Origin of the sequence: Streptomyces sp. Da 82-17 (assembly GCF_046098215.1) — a bacterium.
Taxonomy (GTDB): Bacteria; Actinomycetota; Actinomycetes; order Streptomycetales; family Streptomycetaceae; genus Streptomyces.
In genome coordinates this window covers 1-20,221 of sequence record NZ_JBJURH010000003.1, presented here as the reverse complement: position 1 = coordinate 20,221, position 20,221 = coordinate 1, and the positions used below count along the sequence as shown (strand labels likewise).

Here is a 20,221-nt window from a genome sequence, read left to right as displayed (position 1 = left end):
GTTCGGTCCCTTCGGGGCGGGGCGCTCCCCGGTGGAGCACCCGTCACCAGCTGAGACCGACGAGCCCGCCCGGATGTGACAACCGGCCGAGAAATCTCCGGCGGAGCTCCCCGGAGCCCGGCCCCGCGCCCGCCCTCAGGCCCCCAGCTGACCCCGTACGTACCCGAGCTTGTCCGGGTTGACGACCACCCGCACGTCGGCGATCGCCCCGTCCCGCACGTCGAACGACGCCACCGCGATCAGCTCGCCGCCCAGGTACGCCACCAGCGCCGTCCAGCCGTTGACCTCCACCGCCTCCAACTCGACGCCGACCAGGAACCGCTCCGCCGCGCCGACCAGGAACCGCAGCACCTTCGCCCGCCCCACGATCGGCCGCAGCGCGGCGGTGACCCGGCCGCCGCCGTCGCCCCACCAGGTCACGTCGTCCGCGAGCAGCTTCTCCAGGCCCGCCACGTCGCCCTCCCGGGCCGCCGCGACGAACGACTCCACCAGGCTCCGCTGCTGCTCGGGCCGCGGCACGAACCGCGCGGTCCGCGCCGCCACCCGCCGCACCGCCCTGCCGTACAGCTGCCGCGCGTTCGCCTCCCCGATGCCCAGGACTCCGGCGATCTCCCGATGGCTGTACGCGAACGCCTCGCGCAGCACGTACACCGCCCGCTCCGCCGGAGTCAGCCGTTCCAGGAGGACGAGCAGCGCCGTCGACACCGAGTCGCGCTGCTCCGCCGAGTCGAGCGGGCCGAGCGCGCCCCCGCCGGTCGCCACCGGCTCGGGCAGCCACGGCCCGACGTACTCCTCGCGCCGCGCGCGGGCCGACGTCAGCCGGTTGACGCAGAGGTTCGTCACGACTTTCGCCAGCCACGCCCCCGGGTGCGCGATCTCCTCCCGGCGCGCCCCCGACCAGCGCAGATACGCGTCCTGCACCGCGTCGTCGGCCTCTTCGGCGGAGCCGAGCAGCCGGTAGGCGAGGGCGAACATGCGGGGGCGGTGGGCCTCGAACTCGGCTGCGGGGGCGGGCGTCGTCGTCACGGCGCCAGCGTGCCAGAGGCCCCGGCGGGCGCCGGCGCGGGAACCGTGCCCGGAATCGGGCCGACCTGACGAAGTCACGACTTGTGCGGCGCTGTGAGTCAGCCCACACACGGTCGCCCGCATGGGTGACGCGCCGCCGTGGCAAACTGGCCGAGTAACAGCAGCAGCGCACTCCGGGGTCGGTGTAATTCCGAACCGGCGGTTAAAGTCCGCGACCCGGCCGCATCCAGTGGCCGGTTGAGCAGGTGAAATTCCTGCACCGACGGTGAAAGTCCGGATGGGAGGCAGTGCGCGGCGGGCAGGCACATCCGTGTATGCCGCGCCGTCGGTCCGTCCTACGTCAGGCGGCCGTCGTCCGGCGTCCCCGGTGCTCAGCGTTCCTCGCCCGTCAGATCTGTCGTCATCGACAGCCCCGGAGTCCGTGCCCGAAGAGGCAGGAGGACCCGGTGGCCACCGCAGCCGAAGCAGCCGCCATGCGGCAGGCGATCACGCTCGCCGCACGCGCACTCGGCGCCACGAGCCCCAACCCGGTCGTCGGCTGCGTCATCCTCGACGCCGCCGGAACCGTGGCCGGCGAGGGCTACCACCAGCGCGCCGGCGGACCGCACGCCGAAGTGCACGCCCTGCGCGCCGCCGGAGACCGCGCCCGCGGCGGCACCGCCGTCGTCACCCTCGAACCCTGCGACCACACCGGCCGCACCGGCCCCTGCTCCCAGGCCCTCGTCGACGCCGGCGTCAGCCGCGTCGTGTACGCCGTCCCGGACCCGAACGCCGAGGCCAGCGGCGGCGCGCAGCGGCTCCGCGAGGCCGGTGTCGACGTCGAGCAGGGGCTCCTGGAGGACGAGGCCCGCGCCGGCAACATCGCCTGGCTCACCGCCGTCGACACCGGCCGCCCGTACGTCACTTGGAAGTACGCCGCGACCCTCGACGGCCGCATCGCCGCCGCCGACCGCAGCAGCCGCTGGATCACCTCGCCCGAGTCCCGCGCCGACGTCCACCGGCTGCGCGCCGAGTCCGACGCCGTCGTCGTCGGCTCCGGCACCCAGCGCGCCGACGACCCGCATCTCGCGGTGCGCGGCATCGACGGCGCGGTGCAGCCGCTGCGGGTCGTCGTCGACACCGAGGCCGCAGCGGTCACGCCCGGCGCCCGCGTCCTGGACGCCGCCGCCGAGACCGTCGTCGTGGTCGCCGACGACCTGGACCCCGACCTCCTCGTCGAGACCGGAGCCGGCGAGCACTGGTCCCTGCCCCGCGCCAAGGACGGCAAGGGCATCGACATCCCGTCCCTCCTGACCGCCCTGTACGACCGCGGCGTCCGCTCCGTACTCCTCGAAGGCGGCCCCACCCTCGCCGGTGCGTTCGTCGCCGCCGGGGCCGTCGACCGCGTCGTCGGCTACGTCGCGCCCGTCCTGCTCGGCGCCGGCCCGCACGCCCTCGGCGAGGCCGGAATCAGCACCATCGCCGACGCGTTGCGGCTCGACGTCACCGAGACCGTCCGCATCGGCCCCGACCTGCGCATCACCGCCGTACCCGCCGTCCCCTCCGCCCCTAAGGAGCACTGAAGTGTTCACCGGAATCGTCGAAGAGCTGGGTGAGGTCACCGCCGTCGAGAACCTCGGCGACGCCTCCCGCTTCCGCCTGCGCGGCCCCGTCGTCACGCAGGACGCCGCGCACGGCGACTCCATCGCCGTCAACGGGGTCTGCCTCACCGTCGTGGAGCACGAGGGCGACGAGTTCACCGCCGACGTCATGGCCGAGACCCTCGACCGCTCCAGCCTCGGCGCGCTCCGCGCGGGCTCCCGGGTCAACCTGGAGCGGCCCACCGCGGTCGGCGCCCGGCTCGGCGGCCACATCGTGCAGGGACACGTCGACGGGGTCGGCACCATCGAGGAGCGCAAGCCGTCCGAGAACTGGGAGATCGTCAAGGTCTCCCTGCCCGCCCAGCTCTCCCGGTACGTGGTCGAGAAGGGCTCCATCACCGTCGACGGCGTCAGCCTGACCGTCGTCGACGCCGGCCCGGACTACTTCACCATCAGCCTCATCCCCACCACCCTCGCCCTGACCACGCTCGGCTTGAAGCAGCCCGGCGACCCGGTCAACCTCGAAGTGGACGTCATCGCCAAGTATGTCGAGCGCCTCCTCGGCGACCGGGCCACGGCGGCGTCCGCAGCGACGCAGGCCCCGGAGGCAGCGAAGTGAGCGCCCTGAACTGGCTGAACGCCGAGGCCTTCAGCGCCTTCGGCCAGCACGTCATCTGGTCCGACATGATCGGCAACACCGTCGGCCTGGCCGCCCTCGCCCTCGGCTGGCGGCGCTCGGTGTGGACCTGGCCGGCCCAGTTCCTCTCCGGCCTGATCCTCGTCGCCGCGTACGCATCGGCGCAGCTCTCCGGCGGCGTCGGCAAGCAGCTCCTCGTCATCGGCGTCGCCCTGTGGGGCTGGCGGCAGTGGAGCCGCGGCAAGCAGCAGGCCCAGGACGGCACCATCGCCGTACGGTTCGCCACCTGGAAGGAGCGCGGCGCGCTGCTCGCCGCCGCGGCCGTCGGCACCCTCGCCGTCGGCGGGCTCTTCACCGCCTACCCGTCCCTGTCCTGGAGCCCCTGGGCGGACGCGTACATATTCGTCGGGACGCTCGTCGCGATGGTCGCCCAGGCCCGCGGCCTGGTGGAGTTCTGGTTCGCCTGGCTCCTCGTCGACCTCGTCGGCGTCCCCCTCGCCTTCAACAGCGGCCTCGCCTTCTCCGGCCTGGTCTACGTGATCTACCTCGCCCTCGTCCTGTGGGGGATGCGCGACTGGTGGCTGCGCTCCCGAGTGACGGCACCCGCCCTGGAAGGAGCCACGGCATGAGCACCGCACCCTCCCCCAAGCTCTCGACTTCGCTCGAGCAGGGGGTACCCCCACGCTACGCAGGCGACGACCGCGAGGAACGCCTGGTCCTCGACCCGGTCGAGCAGGCCATCGCCGACATCGCGGCCGGCCGCCCGGTCGTCGTGGTCGACGACGAGAACCGGGAGAACGAGGGCGACCTGATCGTCGCCGCCGAGAAGGCCACCCCCGAGATCGTCGCGTTCATGATGAGCGAGTGCCGCGGCCTCATCTGCGCGCCCATGGAGGGCGACGAGCTCGACCGCCTCGAACTGCCCCAAATGGTGGAGCACAACACCGAGTTGATGCGGACGGCGTTCACCGTCTCCGTCGACGCGGGCCCCGCCCACGGCGTCACCACCGGCATCTCCGCCGCCGACCGCGCCACCACCCTGCAGCTCCTCGCCGACGGCCACGCGCAGGCGAGCGACTTCGTCCGGCCCGGCCACGTCTTCCCGCTGCGCGCCCGCACCGGCGGCGTCCTCGTCCGCAACGGCCACACCGAGGCCGCCGTCGACCTCGCCCGGCTCGCGGGGCTCCGCCCGGCCGGCGCCATCGTGGAGATCGCCGGCGAGGACGGCACGATGCTGCGGCTGCCCGAGCTGATCCCGTTCGCCCGCAAGCACGGCCTGACGATCATCTCCATCGAGGACCTGATCGCCTACCGCCGCTCCAGCGAACCCACCGTGCACCGCGAGGCCGAGGTCCAACTCCCCACCGCCCACGGCGAGTTCACCGCGTACGGCTACCGCTCCTCGGTCGACGGCGTCGAGCACGTCGCCCTCGTCCAGGGCGACATTGGCGACGGCGAGGACGTCCTCGTCCGGGTCCACTCCGAATGCCTCACCGGAGACGTCTTCCACTCCCTGCGCTGCGACTGCGGCCCCCAGCTGGAGGCCTCCATGCGGCGCATCACCGCCGAGGGCCGCGGCGTCGTCGTCTACCTGCGCGGCCACGAAGGACGCGGCATCGGCCTCCTCTCCAAGCTGCGCGCCTACGCCCTCCAGGAGCGCGGCCGCGACACCCTCGACGCCAACCTGGAACTCGGCCTCCCCGCCGACGCCCGGGACTACGCGGCCGGCGCGCAGATCCTCGCCGACCTCGGCGTGCGCAGCCTGCGCCTGCTCACCAACAACCCGGAGAAGAGCCAGGCCCTCACCGCCCACGGACTCAAGGTCACGAGCCGCGAGCCGATGCCCGTACAGGCGGGCGAGCACAACCTGCGCTATCTGCAGACCAAGCGCGACCGCATGGGCCACGAACTCCCGTGGCTCGACGCGCAGTAGCAGCACCAGCACTGACCACCGACCACCCGTAAGACAGCACACAGCACACCCCGAGGAGAGACGTGAGCGGCAAGGGCGCACCCGTACTGAGCGTGGAGAACTGCAGCGACCTGCGCGTCGCGGTCGTCGCGGCACAGTGGCACGAGAAGGTCATGGACGGACTCGTCGACGGCGCCCTGCGCGCACTCGGCGAGCTCGGCATCGACGAGCCGACCCTGCTCCGCGTGCCGGGCAGCTTTGAGCTTCCGGTCGTCGCGAAGGTCCTCGCCGGCCGCGGCTACGACGCGGTGGTCGCCCTCGGCGTCGTCATCCGCGGCGGCACGCCGCACTTCGACTACGTGTGCCAGGGCGTGACCAACGGGCTCACCCAGGTCTCCGTCGACACCGGCGTCCCCGTCGGCTTCGGCGTCCTGACCTGCGACACCGAGGAGCAGGCCCTGGACCGCGCCGGCCTGGACGGCTCCAGCGAGGACAAGGGCCACGAGGCCGTAACCGCCGCCGTCGCCACCGCCACCACGCTCCGCTCGGTCTCCGAGCCCTGGCGCTGAGCGGGGCGGAAGGGCCGCGTAGAGTAAGCATCACCATGTCCAAGAAGACGTTCGAGGAGCTCTTCGCCGAGCTCCAGCAGAAGGCCGCCGAGGGCGACCCCGCCACTTCCCGCACCGCCGAACTCGTGGGCAAGGGTGTCCACGCCATCGGCAAGAAGGTCGTCGAGGAGGCCGCCGAAGTCTGGATGGCCGCCGAGTACGAGGGCAAGGAAGCCGCAGCCGAGGAGATCTCCCAGCTCCTGTACCACGTACAGGTGATGATGGTCGCCCGCGGCATCTCCCTCGACGACGTCTACGCCAACCTCTGAACCGCCCGTTCACACCCCCGTATCACCAGACGCAAAGGAAGCCGACCTCATGCTGCGCATCGCCGTCCCCAACAAGGGTTCACTCTCAGGACCTGCGTCGGAGATGCTCCATGAGGCCGGCTACCGGCAGCGCAAGGAGTCCAAGGAACTCGTCACCGTCGACCCGGACAACGAGGTCGAGTTCTTCTACCTCCGCCCCAAGGACATCGCGATCTACGTGTCCTCCGGCAAGCTCGACATCGGCATCACCGGCGAGGACCTCCTCATCGACTCCGGCGCCCGGGCCGAGGTGATCCTGCCGCTCGGCTTCGCCCGCTCCACGTTCCGCTTCGCCTCCCGCCCCGGCGCCGTCAAGGACGTCGCCGACCTCGCGGGCCGCACCATCGCCACCTCGTACGAGGGCATCGTCGCCCGGCACCTGGAGGAGCGCGGCGTCGAAGCCTCCGTCGTGCACCTCGACGGCGCGGTCGAGACGGCCATCGAGCTCGGCGTCGCCGACGCCATCGCGGACGTCGTCGAGACCGGCACCTCGCTCCGCAACGCCGGCCTGGAGGTCTTCGGCGAGCCGATCATGCGCTCCGAGGCCTGCGTCATCCGCGCCCAGGGCAACGACGGCGACGACCCCAAGGTCCAGCAGTTCCTGCGCCGCCTCCAGGGCGTCCTGGTCGCGCGGACGTACGTGATGATGGACTACGACTGCCGCGCCGAGCACCTGGAGAAGGCCGTCGCCCTCACCCCGGGCCTGGAGTCGCCCACGGTCTCGCCGCTGCACAACGAGGGCTGGGTCGCCGTCCGCGCGATGGTCCCCGCCCGCGACGCCCAGCGGATCATGGACGACCTGTACGAGCTCGGCGCGCGCGCCATCCTCACCACGGCCATCCACGCCTGCCGCCTCTGACCACGACCGAGGCCCTGCTCATGTCCGAACTGCCCCCGCTGCCCGTCACGTTCCGGCCCGGCCGCACCCGCGCGGTGCTGCTCACCGTCGGCGTCGCGGTCTTCGCGGTGATCACGACCGTCGCCCTGCTCCTGGAGAACCTGGGGCCGGGCGAACGCGCCAGCTTCGTCTTCACGGCGGCGCTGTTCCTCGGCGTCCTCGTGCTCCTCGCCCGCCCGAAGGTCGTGGCCGAGGAGTCCGGCGTCACCGTCGTCAACCTGGCGAGCCGCCGCACGCTGGAGTGGGCGGAGATCGTGCAGGTCAACCTGCGCCCCGGCGACCCCTGGGTGTTCCTCGACCTGACCGACGGCACGAGCCTCCCGGCGATGGGCATCCAGCCCGGCATCGCCAAGGAGCAGGCCGTCCGCGACGCGCGCGCCCTCCGCGCCCTCGCCGAGGCCCGCACCACCCTCACCTGAACGGGCCCCGCGCACACCCCCCGCGCGCGGCCGCGCCACCTGCCCCGGTGCGGGGAAAGAGCCCCGCACCACGGGCCCCCGGGCCCTGCACCCGTCGTGGCCTTCTTGACTACTCTGGTTCCGGCGGCGACCTCAGCGCGCCCCGCCCCGCAAGCAGAGCCCCGGGCCCGGCCCGGCCGCGGGGCTTTCCTGCGACCCGAGGAGTGACTTACTCCGGCAATGGACGGATCGTCCGGTAGTACCTGCGCCGCCCCCTCACGGCAGGCGGCGGCATGACCATCCCTTTGCTGCTTCTCGCGGCGGCCTTCCTCCTGATCCTCGCCAACGGCTTCTTCGTGGCCGCCGAGTTCGGCCTCGTCACCGTCGAGCGCGCCGACGCCGAGCGTGCCGCCGCCGAGGGCGACCGACGGGCCCGCCGCGTCGTGAAGTCCCTGCGTGAGCTGTCCTTCCAGCTCTCCGGCACCCAACTCGGCATCACCCTCACCTCGTTGGTGGTCGGCATGCTCGCCGAGCCCGCCCTCGCCCAGCTGCTCGCCGGCCCGCTCACCGCGACCGGCCTGCCGCCCGGCGTCGTACCCGGCGTCTCGGTGCTCATCGGCATGCTGCTCGCCTCCGCCGTGCAGATGGTGATCGGCGAACTCGTCCCGAAGAACTGGGCGGTGTCCCGGCCGATGCAGGTCGCGCGGTTCGTCGCCGGACCGCAGCACGCCTTCGCCCGGCTCTTCCGCCCGGTGATCGCCGGCCTGAACGCCGTCGCCAACCGGCTCGTACGCGCCTTCGGCGTGGAGCCCGCCGACGAGCTGGCCTCCGCCCGCACCCCCGACGAGCTGGTCTCCCTGGCCCGGCACTCCGCCGAGGCGGGCGCCCTGGAGGAGGACACCGCCGACCTGTTCGTGCGCACCCTCTCCCTCGGCGAGCTCACCGCGCAGCACGTGATGACCCCGCGCGTGAAGGTCAGCGCCCTGCAGGCCTCGGCCACCGCCGCCGACGTCGTCAACCTGACCCGAGCCACCGGCCTGTCCCGCTTCCCCGTGTACCGCGAGCGGATCGACGAGATCGTCGGCGTCGTCCACCTCAAGGACGCGCTCGCCGTCCGCGTCCAGGAGCGGCACCGCGCCCCCGTCGGCCGGATAGCGGTGCCCCCGCTGCTCGTCCCGCAGAGCCTGCCTGTGCAGCCCCTCCTGGAGCGGCTGCGCAGCGAGCAGCCGATGGCCGTGGTCGTCGACGAGTACGGCGGCACCGCCGGCGTCGTCACCCTGGAGGACATCGTCGAGGAACTCGTCGGCGAGGTCCGCGACGAGCACGACGGGCACGACCTGCCGCAACTCGCCCCGGTCCCCGCCGAGGACGGCCGCCCCGCCTGGGACGCCGACGGCGGCTGCCGCGTCGACACCCTCCTGCGCGTCGGCCTCGAAGCCCCCGAAGGGCCGTACGAGACGGTCGCCGGGCTCGTCGCCGACCTGCTCGGCCGCATCCCCGCCCCCGGCGACCGGGCCGAACTGCCCGGCTGGCAGCTCGTGGTGCGGCGCGTCGACCACTACCGCGCGGAGCGCGTCCGGCTGGTCCGCACGGGCCTCGCGCCCGCCGCGGCCGACACTGCTCCGGCCACGACTGCGGAGGCGGTCCGATGAGCCTGCTCCAACTCCTCTTCGCCCTGCTCCTCGTGCTCGCCAACGGCTTCTTCGTCGGCGCCGAGTTCGCGCTCGTCTCGGTCCGGCGCAGCCAGATCGAACCGCTCGACGGCAAGCGCGCCCAGCAGGTGCTGTACGGCCTGGAGAACCTGCCGCAGATGATGGCCGCCGCCCAATTCGGCATCACCGTCTGCTCGTTGACGCTCGGCGCGGTCGCCGAGCCGACGGTCGCGCACCTCCTGGAACCGGTCTTCCACGCGGCGCACGTCCCGGAGGGCCTGATCCACCCGCTGGGGTACGTGATCGCCCTGGCCGTCGTCGTGTTCCTGCACCTCGTCGTGGGAGAGATGGTGCCGAAGAACCTCGCGATGGCCGCACCCGAGAAGACCGCGCTGTGGCTCAGCCCCGGCCTGGTCGCCTTCGCCCGCCTCTGCCGACCGGTCACGGCCGGGCTCGGGGCGTGCGCGCGGGTCGTGCTCAGGCTGTTCCGGGTGGACCCGAAGGACGAGGTGGAGGCGGTCTTCACCAGCGTCCAGCTGGGCCGGCTCGTCGAGGACTCCGGGCAGGCCGGGCTCCTCGAACCCGCCGAGCAGGAACGCCTGGAGGACGCCCTGGAACTCGGCTCCCGCCCGGTCACGGACGTGCTCCTCACCCGGGCCGCGCTCGTCACCGTCGACCCGTCGGTCACGCCGCACCGCATCGAGGAGCTGACGGTCCGCACCGGCTACTCCCGGTTCCCGGTGTGCGCGGAGGGCGGCGCGTTCATGGGCTACCTGCACGTGAAGGACGTCCTCGACCTGGAGGACCCGGCGCGGGCGGTGCCGCAGCGGATCTGGCGGCCGCTGCCCACGCTGAGCGCGGAACTCCCGCTGGACGACGCCCTGACGGTGATGCGCCGCGCGGCGACGCACCTCGCGCAGGTCACGGACGCGTCGGGCCGCGTCCTGGGCCTGGTCGCGCTCGAGGACGTCCTCGAACTCCTGGTGGGAGAGGTCCGCGACCCGGCGCATCGGGCGGTGCCGTTGGTACGGGTCGGTGAGCCGAGGGGGGAACGGTCCTCGGAGGTGTTGGCGGGCTAGGAGTTTTCCCCTACCCGCCCCTTCCCGAAAGCCTGCGGCGTGGTCGTTCGTCTGCGGCGCCGTCGTGCCCGCTCGCGCAGTTCCCCGCGCCCCTGCCGGGGCACGGATCCCCTGCCCGCTGTGGGTGGGTGGGGGTGAGGGCGGATCCCACCCCCTGCCCGCTGTGGGCAGGCGTTCCGCAGGGCGGAACGGGTGGGCACAGCCCACCCACGGCGGGAAAGCCGACGACGAACCCCAGGAGCCCCTCCGGCGATTGAGGAGCGGGGGGCCGGGGGCGGAGCCCCCTGGGGTCAGCGGGGGGACGGGCCCGGTGGGCGGCCCGCCAGGACCTCCCCGTACGCCTGCATGAGGTCCGGCAACCGCAGCGTCGCGAGGTCGTCCCGCGTAGGGGCGCCGGGGTACCCGGACAAGCGAAGATCCCGGTACGCGCAGGACTTCTCGTACAGCGTCCGCAGGAACCGCCCGTTGCCGAGCTCGTCGATCCAGCCCTGGTCCACCACGTGTCCGCTGATCGACTTCAGCTCCTCGACCGACTCCTCGTCCCACACGTCCCCGTTCTCCGCCGCCAACACCTCGCCGATCGCGGTGAGTTCGAGCGGGCGGTACGAGGGGAAGTCGACGCGGGTCGTGAAGCGGGAGGAGAGGCCGGGGTTGGTGGCGAGGAGGCGGTCCATGCCCTCCGGGTACCCGGCGAGGATCACGACCAGGTGGTCCCGGTTGTCCTCGGCCCGCTTCAGCAGCACTTGCAGCGCCTCGTCGCCGTACGCGTCGCCTTTGCTGTAGCCGGAGTTGGACAGGGCGTACGCCTCGTCGAGGAAGAGGACGCCGCCGAGCGCCGAGTCGATCAGCTCGTTGGCCTTGACCGCGGTCTGGCCGAGATATTCGCCGACGAGGTCCGCGCGCTGGGCCTCCACCAGGTGGTCGCCGCCGAGCAGCCCGAGCGCGTAGAAGACCCGGCCGAGGATGCGGGCGACCGTCGTCTTGCCGGTGCCGGACGGGCCGGAGAACACGAAGTGCCGCTTCGGCGGCTGCACCGGCAGGCCCTGCCCGGCGCGCAGGCGGGCCATCCGCAGCTGCGCGGAGAGCGCCTTGACCTGCCGCTTCACGGGTTCGAGCCCGACCATCCGCTCCAGCTCCGCCAGCGCCTCCTGGAGCATCGCCGGATCCGCGGACCCGGTCGCCAACTGCGGCCCGGGGACCGGGAGTACGGCCTTCTCGCGGACCGGGTCGGGTGTGGCCGCGGCCGCCGTGCCGTCCGGCTCCGGGCCGATCTTCACGTCCAGGCCCTCGGCCCCGTAGTCCAGCGCCTCCGGCACGTCCGCCGGGTCCTGGCCGAGCCCGGCGAGCGGACCCGCGCCGAGGTCGCCGCCGTCGTCCCCGCCCTCGAACCCGTCGTACTCGGCGATCGCCGCGAGCCGCGCCGACGTGTCCATGAACGACGGGTCGACGCGGTGCACGGCCCGGTACAGGGGGAGGGCGGCGGCGCTGCGGCCGGTGCCCTCGTGCGCGCGGGCCAGCCAGTAGCGCAGTTCCTTGCGCTGCGGCTGTTCGCTGCGGCAGCGCATCAGGGCGGCGGACAGCAGCGGTTCGGCCTGCCCGTACATCTCCAGGCGGACCCGGGCCATGCCGCCGAACAGGCCGGCCTCGATGCCGAGCACCGGGTCGCCGGTCAGCGGGTCGGTGTGCCGGACGAGCTGTTCCCAGTCCTTGACCAGGTAGGCGCGGCAGGCGTGCAGGAACCGGACCTGCGGGTCGGCGTCGATCGGCGGGAGCCCGGCGAGTGCCCGGTCGAGCTCGGGGACGTGCCGCCCGTCGAGCCAGTGCGAGGCGTGCGCGAGCAGCAGGTCGCGGCCGGACTCGAGGACCGGCTGGACCCACCAGCCCAGCCAGTACCAGGAGTTGAGGGTGCGGCGGTGCCGGGCGCGCTGCTCGCCGAAGCGGTCCCGGTTCCGGTACATGTGCAGCAGCGCCGTCGTCGTGTCGATGCGCAGGGCGTGCAGCCCGAGCCAGCCGTCGGCCATGCCGGGGTCCATCCGGACGGCGGCCCGGAACTCCTCCTCGGCCTGCGGATAGGCCCCCATGGTGTAGGCGTCCACGCCGCGCAGCCAGGCCAGGTCGGCCGGGGCCGAAGCGCCGGGCGCGCCCTGCGTGCCGAAGTCCATTCCGTACCCCACAACCCCCCGCAACCGTCCCCTGTCGCGTGCCGCGCACCGCACGGGGTGGCACCGAGCGCCGTCGTCCAGGCCCAGGTCGCACCGAGAAGCATCGTACCTGCGCAGCGGCCGTCGACCGAAGGGTGCGGACGCACTCGGCGGCCCGAAGAAGCCCTGGGGGAGGGGGAGTTGAGCTGCCCGCAGGCGCGGTGACCGAGGGTGATCGGTTCGCGTTCGACTGCGGGAACGAAAGGGGACAAAGGGCAGAACGAAGCCCCCGATCACGGGGGAACAACCGGGGGCTTCGCGTCTGCAGGAGCGGTCCGAAGAACCGCTCATTGAGAACGTAAGTCCTGTACGGCCTTTGGGTCAAGCAGAGTTGGGGTTCTCGTGGAAGCCGACTTCCGGGGCCTCAGCGCACCGCCGACGACTCGTCACCGTGCGTGATGGCTTGGGGTGACGGCGGGGTTTCACCGCGTCCCGGAAGCAACACGTACCCCTCCGGTCGCTGCCGTACCAGGGTGTCCGCGCGGGGGCGCGTGGGGTCTTCGGCGAAATGCCGGTGCTCGGCCCGCTCCCAGCCGTCCCAGAACTCCCGCTGCGCCGCCCCGTCCCGGCGGCGCCCGCGCGCCCAGGCGTCGTCGTGCGCCAGGTCCATCCAGCACAGCCAGGCCAGCCACGGCCTGAGCTCCCGCCGCCCGGCCCCCACGCCCTCGACCAGGACGACGGGCGCGGCCGGAAGAAGCATCTCGGCGTCGAAACGGCGCGCGTTCCAGTCGTACGCCGGGACGCGCGCCGTGCGCCCTCGGGACAGGGGGGTGAGGACCTGGCGCTCGAACCGCTCGGTCCAGTCGAAGAGTTCGGCATGGCTGCGGACGTCGTCCAGGGCGAGCACGGGCGCACCGCCGAGCACCGTGGCGAGCCGTTCCGCGAACGTCGACTTGCCGGAGCCCGCGTGCCCGTCGACCGCGACGAGCCGGACCGGACCGCAGGACGGCGGCAGCGCCCGCAGGGCCCGGGCGAGGCGGGCGAGCTCGGGGCGGCCGGAGGGGCCGGGGAGGTCCGTGCGCTCGGGGAGGCTCGGGGGTCCGGAGAGGTCGATGGGCTCGGGGTGGTCGTTCATCGCCTCCAGGCTACGGCGGCCCGGAAACCGCCGCCGCGTCCGTTCCAGTGGTCCACGCCAATATTGGCGCGGCCACGCGTGCCGAAGTGCTGGCACGGGCTCTCGTCTGCGGAGATAGTGGGCCTCGTTGTCATGTTTCCGCCGTCTCCCCGTACGCCGCCGGTGGCAGGCCGTCCGGTGGCAGGCACGACTCGCGAATCGACTGGGGGCCCCACACCATGACCGACTCGTCGTCCCGATCCACCACCCGCAGATCCGTGCTCGCCGCGGCCGTCGCGGTCGCGGCCGGCGGAGCCGTCGCCGCCACGGCCGCCGCCGCCGACAGCGCTTCCCCCGCCCGCCCCTCCGCCGCCGACCGCCGCCCCTCGGCGAAGGCGCCGGCCCGGCCCGTCGACAACCGCGCCTGGACCTCGTACGCCGACTGGATGTCGGGCACGCACGACGGCACGAAGGCGGTCGCCGCGGCCCGGCCGGGCATCGGGATCGCCCGGCCCGCGGGCACCGTCGAGTACGAGGACCCGCACACCGGCAGGACCGCGAACTGGGAGTACGCGGTCTGGACGAGCCCCGAGCACCAGCTGTCGGTGCCCGCCACCGAGGCCATCGCGTCCTGGAACGCCCGTACGCCGCAAGGGACTTGGCTGCAGACCGAGCTCCGCGCCAGGTACAGCGACGGCAAGCAGAGCCCCTGGTACGTGCTCGGCCGCTGGACCTCGGGCGACGACCGCGAGGGCGACACGGAAACGATCCGGCGCACCTCCGTCGACGGCCAGAAGGACGGCAAGACCTCCGTGTGGACGGACACGGTCGCCGTCGACAAGCCGGAGAAGGGCCTGCGCATCACCGCGTACCGGCTCCGCCTGACCCTGTACCGCAAGCCGGGCTCCGACGCCTCGCCGCTGGTGTGGCGGGTCGGCGCGATGGGCTCGGACGTCCCGGACCGGTTCACGGTGCCCGCCTCCGAGCCGGGCCTCGCCAAGGAGCTGACGGTCCCGCGCTACTCGCAGAACACCCACATCGGCCAGTACCCGGAGTACGACAACGGCGGCGAGGCCTGGTGCAGCCCCACCTCCTCGCAGATGATCCTGGAGTTCTGGGGCCGCAAGCCCACCGAGGAGCAACTCGCCTGGGTGAACCCGGACTTCGCCGACCCGCAGGTCTGCCACGCCGCCCGCTTCACGTACGACTACCAGTACGAGGGCTGCGGCAACTGGCCGTTCAACGCCGCGTATGCCGCGACGTACGAGGACATGCAGGCGGTCGTCACCCGGCTCGGCTCGCTCACGGATCTGGAGACGCTGATCGAGGCGGGCATCCCGGCCATCACGTCGCAGTCCTTCCTGGAGAAGGAGCTGACCGGCGCCGGCTACGGCACGGCCGGCCACCTGATGACGGTGATCGGCTTCACCGAGAGCGGGGACGTGATCGCCAACGACCCGGCCTCGGACGACAACCAGGCGGTCCGCCGCGTCTACAAGCGCCGGGAGTGGGAGAACATCTGGCTCCGCACCAAGCGCCACAACGCCGACGGCAAGGTCGTCTCCGGCACGGGCGGGGTCTGCTACCTGTACTTCCCGGCCGAGCCGAGCGCCGACCAGCAGCGCGCGCTCGCCTCCGTCGGGGTGGTGTGACGCACCGGGGCGTCGTGTGACGCACGGGCCGGCGCCCCTCCCGGGTTCGGGGTGGGGCGCCGGCCCGCGTCGTGCTCAGCCCATCTGCGCCTTGACGTGGTCGATGACCTCGTTGAACTCCTTCGTCGGCGAGAAGTCCAGGTACTCGCAGTCCTCGAGGGCCTCCGGGGCATGGCCGGGGGGCCAGTAGAACGCCTGCCCCGCCTCGTAGATCTCGTCGCCGTTCTTGGTCTTCATCTTCAGGCGGCCCTTGAAGAGATAGCCCCAGTGCGGGCACTGGCACAGATCGTCGGGCAGCCCCTTCACGGCCGGCGCCAGGTCCGCGCCCTGGGGGAGCTTCACGAACGCCGCCGTCATGTCACCCCCCAGTTCCTGCGTGCGCAGCTCCACGCCGTCGCCCTCGATCGCGATCGGAGCGTCGTTCCGCGTCGTCGTCGCCATGACTCCTCCGCTTCCGGCCCTCGCGGACCTGGAGGTCTTCCCGGGATCCGGAGGTCTTCCCGGAACGTGGAAGCCTCTCCTCCCAGCGTGTGCCCGAAGGCCCCGCCGTGCGACACGAAGGCCGCCCCGTGCGTCAGACGCGTCTGCTGTGCAGATCGAGGAGGTCGCGCAGGCGGTCCACGTCCTCGGGCGACCCGGCGCCGTGCTTCGGGATCACGTCCAGGCACATGATGTTCGGGTCGCGGCTGATCAGCACGAAGTGGCTGCGGGTCTCGCGGTAGCCGCCGACGAAGGTCCACTTCTGCGTGAGCGTGCTGTGGTCCGTGCTGCAGCTCAGCCCCTCCGCCGAGACGGTGAGTCGGAACTCGCCCTGCCAGCCGACGATCCGCTGCACATGCGCCGCCTGGATCCGCGGATAGCCCCACAGGAACAGCGCGACGACCACGACGAGGACCGACGACACCGGCTCGAAGCGCCCCCGGTGCAGGGAGCCGAGCAGCCAGTGCCCCACCCACACCACCAGGAACAGCATCCGCCCGACCAGCCCGGCCTTCTTGATCCGCTCCCGCACCTTGAGGCCGACCAGGGTGTCGGCGGCCTGCGGCCGGTAGCGCAGCCGGACGGGCGCGGGCCCGGCGTCGACGTCGGCGTGCCCGGATCTGTCGGAATCCGCGGTACCCGCACCGCTGTGGCTCTCTGCCATGTCCATGTGTGTCCCCTCCCACTGACTCCGCCCGGGTCCCTTCCCGGGTACGAAGATCAGCGGAGCTTAGCGGAGGCGCGAGGTCCGGCTCGGCGTGACCTACGTCCTAACCCGCGGCCCGCCCGGCCTGGCACCCTGGTCGGCCAGTGGGGGGACACCACTGCCGTACCACTCGTGAGCGAGACTGCCATGACCGCGACTGCCACCACCGTCGACGAAGCCCGCGCCCGGCTGCGCACCGGCGGCCCGAAGGACGACGGCCCGAAGATCCTGGAGCACGTCCTGGGCTGGACCCTGGTGGTCGTGCTCGCCATGTTCGTCACCCAGGCGGGACTGCTGTAGGTCCCCGCCGCACGGGCGGGGAGTTCCCCGCGCACACCGATGGGGCGAAGAGCGCCAGGCCCTCCGCCCCACCGACTCCCGCCGCAGGCCGGTTGCCGTCCGGGTCACACCTGCGGCGCAGAATCCGCCGCCTAGTTGAGCGCCTTGATCAGCTCACCGTCGGCGGTGTCTCCGCTGAGCTCCCAGAAGAACGTGCCGCCCAGGCCTTCCCGGTCCTTGTAGGCCATCTTCCCGGCGAGCGTCTCGGGGGTGTCGTAGCTCCACCAGTTGGTGCCGCAGTGCGCGTACGCGGTGCCGCCGACCGTCCCGTTCGCCGGGCACTTGGTCTTCAGCTCCTTGTAGTCGTCGATGCCCTGCTCGTACTTGCCGGCCGCCGGGCCGGTCGCCGTGCCGCCGGGCTCCTTCTGCGTGACGCCGGTCCAGCCGCGCCCGTAGAAGCCGACGCCGAGCAGCAGCTTCTCGGACGGAATGCCGAGCCCCTTGAGCTTCGCGATGGTCGCCTCGGAGTTGTACGCGTCCTTCGGGATGCCCTCGTACTTGCTCAGCGGCGAGTGCGGAGCGGTCGGCCCCTGCGCGTCCCAGGCGCCGAAGAAGTCGTACGTCATCGGGTTGTACCAGTCGACGTACTGCGCGGCGCCCGCGTAGTCGGCCGCGTCGATCTTGCCGCCCTCGGAGGCGTCGGCCGGGATCGCGGCGGTGACCAGTTGGTCCTTGAACTTGGCGCGCATCGCGGCCATCAGGTTCTTGTACGCCTCGCGCCCGCTGGTGTCGCAGGTGAGGCCGCAGGCGTTGGGGTACTCCCAGTCGATGTCGATGCCGTCGAAGACTCCGGCCCACTTGGAGTCGTTGACCAGGTCGTAGCAGGACTGGGCGAAGGCCTCGGGGTTCTTGGCCGCCTCGGTGAAGCCGCCGGACCAGGTCCAGCCGCCGAACGACCAGAGCACCTTCAGGTTCGGGTACTTGGCCTTCAGCTTGAGGAGCTGGTTGAAGTTGCCGCGCAGCGGCTGGTCCCAGGTGTCGGCCTTGCCGTCCACGGACTGCTCGGCGGTGTACGCCTTGTCCGTCGCGGCGTAGGCGTCGCCCATCGTGCACTTGCCGCCCTGCACGTTGCCGAACGAGTAGTTGATGTGCGTGAGCTTGGCCGCGGAGCCCGAGGTGTCGATGTTCTTCACGTGGTAGTTGCGGTCGTACACGCCCCACTCGGTGAAGTAGCCGACGACCTTCGATCCGGCCGCGGCCTTCGCGTCGGCGGCCTCTTCGGCCGCGGTGGGGGCGGCGCCCGCGGTGCCTGCGCCGACGAGCAGCCCGCCGCCGAGCACGGCGCAGCAGGCGGAGGCGAGCAGCACCCGCGTACGGGTGCGGAGGCGGTGCGGTCCGAGCATGGTGGCTCCTCGTGGGGGAGGGAGGAAGTGCTGTTGACCTTGCGCCGGGCGCGGGTCCCTGAGGGGCGGGACCCGGCGCCGGATGTCGTCTGCGGCGGTGCCGCAGTTTTGACATGAACGCGGGGAGGCGTTCGGCCGGAACAGTAGAGGTCTGGACCAGTGCGGTCAATGGTTCGGACCAATTTCGAAACCGGGGGAGGGGCTGGTTCCGGCCTCTCGGAGGGGCCGGTTCATGGGGGCGCGGCACACATTCACGGGAGAAGTGAAGTGAACGGTCGTGAACCTGGTGACGTGCGGCCATTCGTCAGGCATACTCGCCTCAACGGCCGCCGGTGAGCCGCGTTTCGAGACCCGAATCGCCGCCCGCGGCCGGGTGGTCAGAACTCCGGCGGAACCCCACCCGATGCGACCGCCGCAGCGCCCGACAGGGAGGAGAGCGACGACATGTCGGACCGTGCGCCGCACCAGCAGGTGGAGCGTCAGTTGCCCACGGAGGAGGCCCGCGACCTCCTCGCGCTCGTCCGCGAGATCGCCCAGCGCGAGATCGCCCCGGACGCCGCCGAGGGCGAGGAAGCCGGCCGGTTCCCGCGCGAGGTCTTCACCCTGCTCTCCGAATCAGGCCTCCTCGGCCTGCCGTACGACGCGGAGTTCGGCGGCGGCGACCAGCCGTACGAGGTCTACCTCCAGGTCCTCGAAGAGCTCGCCGCGGCCCGCCTCACCGTCGGCCTCGGCGTCAGCGTCCACACCCTCGCCGCCCACGCCCTCGCCGGGTACGGCACGAAGGAGCAGCAGGCCGAGCACCTCCCGGTGGTGCTCGGCGGCGGCCTCCTCGGGGGGTACTGCCTGTCCGAGCCCGCCTCCGGCTCCGACGCCGCCTCGCTGCGCACCAAGGCCGTGCGGGACGGGGACGGCTGGGTGATCGACGGCGGCAAGGCCTGGATCACGCACGGCGGCATCGCCGACTTCTACACGGTCATGGCCCGCTCCGGCGGCGAAGGCCCCAAGGGCATCACCGCCTACCTGGTCCCGGGCGACGCCGAGGGGCTCACGGCCGCCGCCCCCGAGCGGAAGATGGGCCTCAAGGGCTCACCCACCGCCCAGCTCCACTTCGACGGCGTGCGCGTCTCCGACGACCGCCGGATCGGCGAGGAGGGCCAGGGCTTCGCGATCGCCCTCTCCGCCCTCGACTCCGGCCGCCTCGGCATCGCCGCCTGCGCGATCGGCGTCGCCCAGGCCGCCCTGGACGAGGCCTCGGCGTACGCGCAGGACCGCCGCCAATTCGGCCGCCCCATCGGCGACTTCCAGGGCCTGCGTTTCATGCTGGCCGACATGGCGACGCAGATCGAGGCCGGCCGCGCCCTCTACCTTCAGGCGGCCCGCCTGCGCGACGCGGGGCAGCCGTTCTCCCGGCAGGCCGCCATGGCCAAGCTGTTCTGCACGGACACGGCCATGCGCGTCACCACGGACGCGGTCCAGGTCCTGGGAGGTTACGGCTACACGCTGGACTTCCCCGTGGAACGCCTCATGCGCGAGGCCAAGGTCCTGCAGATCGTCGAGGGCACCAACCAGATCCAACGCGTCGTGATCGCCCGGCACTTGATGGGACCGGAGTCGAAGTAGGGGCCGGATTCGAAGCAGGCAGAGTCTGGCGGGAGTTGGGGCCGGGCGTGCGGTTGTCGTGAACTCGGCTGCGCCCCGGCCCCCCCGCCGTGCCCGCCGGGCCCCGCCGTACCCGCCCGGCCCCCACCGTGCCCCCCGGGCCCTCAGTCCTCCGCGCCCGCCGGAAGCGCCGCCCGCGCCTCACCACCGCGATACGGCTCCGCACCATGCCCGGAATGAGCGGCGTGACCAGAGTGGCTCGGGTGGCCCGAGTGACCCGCACGGCCGCCACCCTGAAACCCCTCACCCCCGTGAAAACCCTCCTGGCCACCCGGCCCACCGGCCCCACCGGAAGCCGGCTGCATCGGATGCAGGTTGAACGGCGTCGTCGAACCGAACTGCCCCGTACGCACAGTCGGCGCCGCAAGACGCGCCCACTCCGGATCCCGGCGGCCCGGCAACGTCAAGCCCCGACCCGCCCAGGCCGTCATCATCGCCCGATAGATCGGCGGATCCGACGGCCGCAGACCCAACTGGTCAGCAGCCTGCGGCGCCTGCTGAACCGATTCTCCGGGAGCGGGAACGAACAGCGTGCGTCGGCGCCGGCCGATCGCTTCATGCAAGGCGGTCATGCCCGGCCAACGTCGGATATGTCCCCAGGGTCACCGCCCCGGAGAATCGGGCGTCAGTTCAGCCCCTGCCCCCGACCTCGCCCCCCGACCCGGCCCCCGCCACCCGAAACGCCCCAC

Annotated in this window: 19 protein-coding genes and 1 riboswitch; of the genes, 13 read left to right on the top strand and 6 right to left on the bottom strand. The window is 72.5% G+C overall.

Translation table 11 applies throughout. The annotated features are described in order from the left end of the window. Positions 1-135 precede the first annotated feature (135 nt). Complete coding sequence (locus ACIDOF_RS05370) at positions 136-1,026, bottom strand: RNA polymerase sigma-70 factor (protein ID WP_409004529.1); 891 nt, start codon at positions 1,024-1,026, stop codon at positions 136-138. A gap of 164 nt (positions 1,027-1,190) precedes the next feature. Next, positions 1,191-1,321, top strand: a riboswitch (FMN riboswitch). 151 nt (positions 1,322-1,472) lie between these two features. On the opposite strand from ACIDOF_RS05370, the gene ribD reads away from it, so the two are divergent. The 10 genes from ribD to ACIDOF_RS05320 all read left to right on the top strand — a co-directional run bounded on the left by ribD (position 1,473) and on the right by ACIDOF_RS05320 (position 10,098). Next, on the top strand, positions 1,473-2,588 hold the full coding sequence (gene ribD / locus ACIDOF_RS05365) for a bifunctional diaminohydroxyphosphoribosylaminopyrimidine deaminase/5-amino-6-(5-phosphoribosylamino)uracil reductase RibD (protein WP_409004527.1): 1,116 nt from the start codon (positions 1,473-1,475) through the stop codon (positions 2,586-2,588). Position 2,589: 1 nt separating this feature from the next. Then, positions 2,590-3,225 (top strand): riboflavin synthase, encoded by a 636-nt coding sequence (locus tag ACIDOF_RS05360; RefSeq protein ID WP_409004525.1) that lies wholly within the window; start codon positions 2,590-2,592, stop codon positions 3,223-3,225. Then, on the top strand, positions 3,222-3,872 hold the full coding sequence (locus ACIDOF_RS05355) for a nicotinamide riboside transporter PnuC (RefSeq protein WP_409004524.1): 651 nt from the start codon (positions 3,222-3,224) through the stop codon (positions 3,870-3,872). The genes ACIDOF_RS05360 and ACIDOF_RS05355 overlap by 4 nt, the downstream gene beginning before the upstream one ends. Continuing rightward, positions 3,869-5,176 (top strand): bifunctional 3,4-dihydroxy-2-butanone-4-phosphate synthase/GTP cyclohydrolase II, encoded by a 1,308-nt coding sequence (locus ACIDOF_RS05350; protein ID WP_409004523.1) that lies wholly within the window; start codon positions 3,869-3,871, stop codon positions 5,174-5,176. The genes ACIDOF_RS05355 and ACIDOF_RS05350 overlap by 4 nt, the downstream gene beginning before the upstream one ends. A gap of 62 nt (positions 5,177-5,238) precedes the next feature. Beyond that, positions 5,239-5,724 carry a 6,7-dimethyl-8-ribityllumazine synthase gene (gene ribH / locus ACIDOF_RS05345; protein ID WP_409004521.1) on the top strand — a complete coding sequence of 162 codons (486 nt, stop codon included), beginning with the start codon at positions 5,239-5,241 and terminating at the stop codon, positions 5,722-5,724. Positions 5,725-5,759: 35 nt separating this feature from the next. Next, positions 5,760-6,032 carry a phosphoribosyl-ATP diphosphatase gene (locus ACIDOF_RS05340; RefSeq protein ID WP_409004520.1) on the top strand — a complete coding sequence of 91 codons (273 nt, stop codon included), beginning with the start codon at positions 5,760-5,762 and terminating at the stop codon, positions 6,030-6,032. A gap of 49 nt (positions 6,033-6,081) precedes the next feature. Continuing rightward, positions 6,082-6,930 (top strand): ATP phosphoribosyltransferase, encoded by an 849-nt coding sequence (gene hisG / locus ACIDOF_RS05335; RefSeq protein WP_409004519.1) that lies wholly within the window; start codon positions 6,082-6,084, stop codon positions 6,928-6,930. A 20-nt stretch (positions 6,931-6,950) separates the two neighbouring features. Continuing rightward, on the top strand, positions 6,951-7,388 hold the full coding sequence (locus tag ACIDOF_RS05330; protein ID WP_409004518.1) for a PH domain-containing protein: 438 nt from the start codon (positions 6,951-6,953) through the stop codon (positions 7,386-7,388). Between the two features lie 272 nt (positions 7,389-7,660). After that, on the top strand, positions 7,661-9,019 hold the full coding sequence (locus ACIDOF_RS05325; protein ID WP_409004516.1) for a hemolysin family protein: 1,359 nt from the start codon (positions 7,661-7,663) through the stop codon (positions 9,017-9,019). Further along, positions 9,016-10,098 (top strand): hemolysin family protein, encoded by a 1,083-nt coding sequence (locus ACIDOF_RS05320; protein ID WP_409004515.1) that lies wholly within the window; start codon positions 9,016-9,018, stop codon positions 10,096-10,098. The genes ACIDOF_RS05325 and ACIDOF_RS05320 overlap by 4 nt, the downstream gene beginning before the upstream one ends. 290 nt (positions 10,099-10,388) lie before the next feature. Here the strand turns inward: ACIDOF_RS05320 and ACIDOF_RS05315 are convergent, their stop codons facing one another. Together ACIDOF_RS05315 and ACIDOF_RS05310 are read right to left on the bottom strand one after the other, a co-directional pair. Then, complete coding sequence (locus tag ACIDOF_RS05315; RefSeq protein WP_409004514.1) at positions 10,389-12,260, bottom strand: AAA family ATPase; 1,872 nt, start codon at positions 12,258-12,260, stop codon at positions 10,389-10,391. Between the two features lie 403 nt (positions 12,261-12,663). Continuing rightward, positions 12,664-13,374: a uridine kinase gene (locus ACIDOF_RS05310; protein ID WP_409004513.1), complete on the bottom strand. Its 711-nt coding sequence runs from the start codon at positions 13,372-13,374 to the stop codon at positions 12,664-12,666. 218 nt (positions 13,375-13,592) lie between these two features. On the opposite strand from ACIDOF_RS05310, the gene ACIDOF_RS05305 reads away from it, so the two are divergent. After that, positions 13,593-15,005 carry a peptidase C39 family protein gene (locus ACIDOF_RS05305; RefSeq protein WP_409004512.1) on the top strand — a complete coding sequence of 471 codons (1,413 nt, stop codon included), beginning with the start codon at positions 13,593-13,595 and terminating at the stop codon, positions 15,003-15,005. 75 nt (positions 15,006-15,080) lie between these two features. Here the strand turns inward: ACIDOF_RS05305 and ACIDOF_RS05300 are convergent, their stop codons facing one another. Then, entirely contained in the window at positions 15,081-15,446 is a 366-nt protein-coding gene (locus ACIDOF_RS05300) for a hypothetical protein (protein ID WP_409004511.1), read from the bottom strand. Positions 15,447-15,579: 133 nt separating this feature from the next. Continuing rightward, positions 15,580-16,155 carry a YcxB family protein gene (locus ACIDOF_RS05295; RefSeq protein WP_409004510.1) on the bottom strand — a complete coding sequence of 192 codons (576 nt, stop codon included), beginning with the start codon at positions 16,153-16,155 and terminating at the stop codon, positions 15,580-15,582. 183 nt (positions 16,156-16,338) lie between these two features. Between ACIDOF_RS05295 and ACIDOF_RS05290 the strand changes: the two genes are divergently transcribed. After that, on the top strand, positions 16,339-16,491 hold the full coding sequence (locus ACIDOF_RS05290; protein ID WP_409004509.1) for an SCO1431 family membrane protein: 153 nt from the start codon (positions 16,339-16,341) through the stop codon (positions 16,489-16,491). Positions 16,492-16,622: 131 nt separating this feature from the next. Here ACIDOF_RS05290 and ACIDOF_RS05285 read toward each other — a convergent pair whose 3' ends face one another. Continuing rightward, a complete protein-coding gene (locus ACIDOF_RS05285; protein WP_409004507.1) occupies positions 16,623-17,873 on the bottom strand; it encodes a glycoside hydrolase family 18 protein in 1,251 nt (416 codons plus the stop codon). 444 nt (positions 17,874-18,317) lie between these two features. On the opposite strand from ACIDOF_RS05285, the gene ACIDOF_RS05280 reads away from it, so the two are divergent. Next, positions 18,318-19,493, top strand: a complete 1,176-nt coding sequence (locus ACIDOF_RS05280) for an acyl-CoA dehydrogenase family protein (protein WP_409004506.1) — start codon at positions 18,318-18,320, stop codon at positions 19,491-19,493. Positions 19,494-20,221 lie beyond the last annotated feature (728 nt).

Bases quoted from the DNA above. Each gene is read 5' to 3' on its own strand.
- ACIDOF_RS05350 (WP_409004523.1), top strand. From the start codon at position 3,869: ATGAGCACCGCACCCTCCCCCAAGCTCTCGACTTCGCTCGAGCAGGGG.
- ACIDOF_RS05340 (WP_409004520.1), top strand. From the start codon at position 5,760: ATGTCCAAGAAGACGTTCGAGGAGCTCTTCGCCGAGCTCCAGCAGAAG.
- hisG (WP_409004519.1), top strand. From the start codon at position 6,082: ATGCTGCGCATCGCCGTCCCCAACAAGGGTTCACTCTCAGGACCTGCG.
- ACIDOF_RS05330 (WP_409004518.1), top strand. From the start codon at position 6,951: ATGTCCGAACTGCCCCCGCTGCCCGTCACGTTCCGGCCCGGCCGCACC.
- ACIDOF_RS05325 (WP_409004516.1), top strand. From the start codon at position 7,661: ATGACCATCCCTTTGCTGCTTCTCGCGGCGGCCTTCCTCCTGATCCTC.
- ACIDOF_RS05320 (WP_409004515.1), top strand. From the start codon at position 9,016: ATGAGCCTGCTCCAACTCCTCTTCGCCCTGCTCCTCGTGCTCGCCAAC.
- ACIDOF_RS05315 (WP_409004514.1), bottom strand. From the start codon at position 12,260: ATGGACTTCGGCACGCAGGGCGCGCCCGGCGCTTCGGCCCCGGCCGAC.
- ACIDOF_RS05310 (WP_409004513.1), bottom strand. From the start codon at position 13,374: ATGAACGACCACCCCGAGCCCATCGACCTCTCCGGACCCCCGAGCCTC.
- ACIDOF_RS05305 (WP_409004512.1), top strand. From the start codon at position 13,593: ATGACCGACTCGTCGTCCCGATCCACCACCCGCAGATCCGTGCTCGCC.
- ACIDOF_RS05300 (WP_409004511.1), bottom strand. From the start codon at position 15,446: ATGGCGACGACGACGCGGAACGACGCTCCGATCGCGATCGAGGGCGAC.
- ACIDOF_RS05295 (WP_409004510.1), bottom strand. From the start codon at position 16,155: ATGGACATGGCAGAGAGCCACAGCGGTGCGGGTACCGCGGATTCCGAC.
- ACIDOF_RS05290 (WP_409004509.1), top strand. From the start codon at position 16,339: ATGACCGCGACTGCCACCACCGTCGACGAAGCCCGCGCCCGGCTGCGC.
- ACIDOF_RS05285 (WP_409004507.1), bottom strand. From the start codon at position 17,873: ATGCTCGGACCGCACCGCCTCCGCACCCGTACGCGGGTGCTGCTCGCC.
- ACIDOF_RS05280 (WP_409004506.1), top strand. From the start codon at position 18,318: ATGTCGGACCGTGCGCCGCACCAGCAGGTGGAGCGTCAGTTGCCCACG.